This window comes from Neobacillus drentensis, assembly GCF_036962765.1.
Lineage (GTDB): Bacteria > Bacillota > Bacilli > Bacillales > Cytobacillaceae > Neobacillus > Neobacillus drentensis_C.
Genome location: NZ_JBALOS010000369.1, coordinates 1 through 2,527 on the forward strand (window position 1 = coordinate 1; position 2,527 = coordinate 2,527).

Here is a 2,527-nt window from a genome sequence, read left to right on the forward strand (position 1 = left end):
TTATGGGTTACAGTTCAATATACAGGGCTAGGGCCTTTTTATTTATGAAGTTCAAAAATAAATACTACCAGTATTCTAATTGTTTGTTTTATTATCCCTATTATTAATCGCTTGTCCAGGTTCTACCCCTCAACTATGCTCGGGGAGTCGATTTTCGTCTTAGTTAGGTACATAACCAAGCCCAAGATTGTTATAAGGAAAATTGGACTTGTTCCTATCGTTCCCAAACCAAGATTATCATTCAGAAAGTCTGCCGAAGTTTCACCCACGGTGGTAGTCAAAATTTTGATGATCCAGAAGAACATCGTGATTTCTGGAACCTTATTCAACATTTGTCGGGCAATGGATGGATTTTGACCATTTTCTTTTTGTTTATCCGCTGAATATTTCATTTATAAGTTCTCCACATTTTTTATTTTAAATGTAAGATAAAATTCCTTCTGGTGGGAACCTGCCTTGACAACACAAACACAATTTGTTTTTGGTCCTGAAGCTGCCTATCTAAACTACCACCGTTTGATCTTTCCTTCCACGATTAGCAGTACGTAGAATGATATCAAGTGCATCTAAGGATGCTGTCTTTGTTTGATACTGTCTTGTTTTTTGTTTCATAGATAATAATGGAATAGAATCATATATTATGCTATGAATCTTAGAGATTAGTTCTTTTTCGTTTTCCGCCCTGAATGCAAGCCCTGCATCTACTAAAAAAGTCGCATTATCTTCTTCTTGTCCTGGCAGGGGATTGTATATTAATAAAGGAAGCTCCATGGCCATTGCCTCGGTTATCGTTATTCCTCCAGGTTTAGATATTAATAGGTCGGAAATGGCCATCAACTCATTTACACTTTCACAAAAGCCTGTGACGAGGATATTATGTTTAGAGGTCTTTAATTCCTCTTCTAGTTGTTTTTGTAATCTCTTATTACGTCCACAAATAATAATCAATTGTATCTGTGAATCGAGTCCTTCAAAAGTTTTAAAGGTTGTTAAACCTTTCTCTATAAATCCTTCACCACCACCCATTACAAGTATTGTAAATTGGTTAGACTTGAGAGCATATTTTGTTGCGAGAATCGCCCGTGATTGTTGCTTCACAAATTTTTGACAAATCGGTATTCCTGTATCATTAATTTTATTACTTTCTACGCCGAGACAAATCAAACGATCCCGAATCTGATTGGATCCTACGATATATTGATCCGTATATGGATGAATCCAGAAAGAATGGTCAGTATAATCTGTAATAATAGTCACGAAAGGGATATCTATGAGACCTTGTTCCTTTAATTTTGACATGATACTTGATGCAAACGGATATGTGCTCACAACCACGGAAGGATTAATTTTTTCCAATATTTCAAGCATTGATCCCATTCCCACTGTAAAGAGAGTATTTAATCTAACAGAGAAAGAATTTTTTTCGCGTGTTCTTTTATATAGATAGCCATACACTTGAGGAAATTTTTTAATAATCCGCCTGTACAAGTAATTACTTACAGGATATAGAGAAGGATGAAGCCACTCCATAACGTCTAAAATAATCGGCTCAACATTTGGTTGGGTAAATTCGATTGCTTCATTTATGGCATTTGCTACCTGTTTATGTCCATCTCCAAATGTGGCCGAAAGTATTAGAATTTTTTCCTTCTCATTGTCATTCATACTTATTTCACCTCATATGTGAATGTTTATTTACTAGTAGGAACATCCCTCTTTTTATTTTTCCATTTTAAAAATACATAACCGAGTGTTAAAATGACTGCGATAATTATTGCCGGTGTTACAAATGGTTTTGCTGCCTGGTTAATTTGTTGCCATTTTGTACCTAGTGTCATTCCTAGATAAAGAAATAGGACGGTCCAGGGTATAATGGCAAGAACCGTATAGGTGGTAAATTTCACAAAAGACATCTTTGCAATACCCGCAGGAATGGAAATGGCATGCCTTACAACAGGAATAAACCGTGCGGTAAAAATAACACCTGTTCCATACTTGATGAACCATTGCTCTGCAACATCAACATGATGTGGGCGAATGAATATATATTTTCCATATTTATTTAAAAATGGTCTGCCCCCATAACAACCTAACCAATATAGAAACCATTGGGCTATAATTCCACCAATTGTACCTGCTATCACGGCTCCTGGGAACGAAATTTCTCCTATTGAAATCAAGTAACCACCATATGCTAATACAATTTCACTTGGGATTACTTCTACCATTAATCCAAGGGCAATTCCTAAATACCCAAGGCTTGTAAGAATATCAAAAATGGACAAGACAAAATGTGACATATGATTCCTACCTTAAAAAATATTTATTTTTAACGTTAATGTATTTCTTCTTAAAAAATTGTCCCCTCAATTTATTGAGGACAGGTTAAGTATAGGCCTTCAACTTAAAAATCCTATTAATGTATAATTAAATATTAATTAAAATTCAGCTATTTCGATATTTGAATGAAAACCATCCTTATAAAAGGAATTATAGTTTTCTAGTCGAAACATAACATGATAGTAAA

Annotated in this window: 2 protein-coding genes and 1 pseudogene; all 3 read right to left on the minus strand. The window is 34.8% G+C overall.

Features of this window, described 5'->3' with window-relative positions; all coding sequences use genetic code 11:
* Window positions 1-206: 206 nt before the first annotated feature.
* Window positions 207-392, minus strand: a pseudogene (locus V7137_RS29610) (hypothetical protein); the annotation flags it as partial.
* 109 nt (window positions 393-501) lie between these two features.
* Complete coding sequence (locus V7137_RS29615; RefSeq protein ID WP_335701378.1) at window positions 502-1,665, minus strand: MGDG synthase family glycosyltransferase; 1,164 nt, start codon at window positions 1,663-1,665, stop codon at window positions 502-504.
* 26 nt (window positions 1,666-1,691) lie between these two features.
* Complete coding sequence (locus V7137_RS29620) at window positions 1,692-2,300, minus strand: DedA family protein (RefSeq protein ID WP_335701379.1); 609 nt, start codon at window positions 2,298-2,300, stop codon at window positions 1,692-1,694.
* Window positions 2,301-2,527 lie beyond the last annotated feature (227 nt).

What these genes read in the sequence shown, in the direction of transcription:
- V7137_RS29615 (WP_335701378.1), bottom strand. Translation starts at nt 1,665, where the DNA reads ATGAATGACAATGAGAAGGAAAAAATTCTAATACTTTCGGCCACATTT.
- V7137_RS29620 (WP_335701379.1), bottom strand. Translation starts at nt 2,300, where the DNA reads ATGTCACATTTTGTCTTGTCCATTTTTGATATTCTTACAAGCCTTGGG.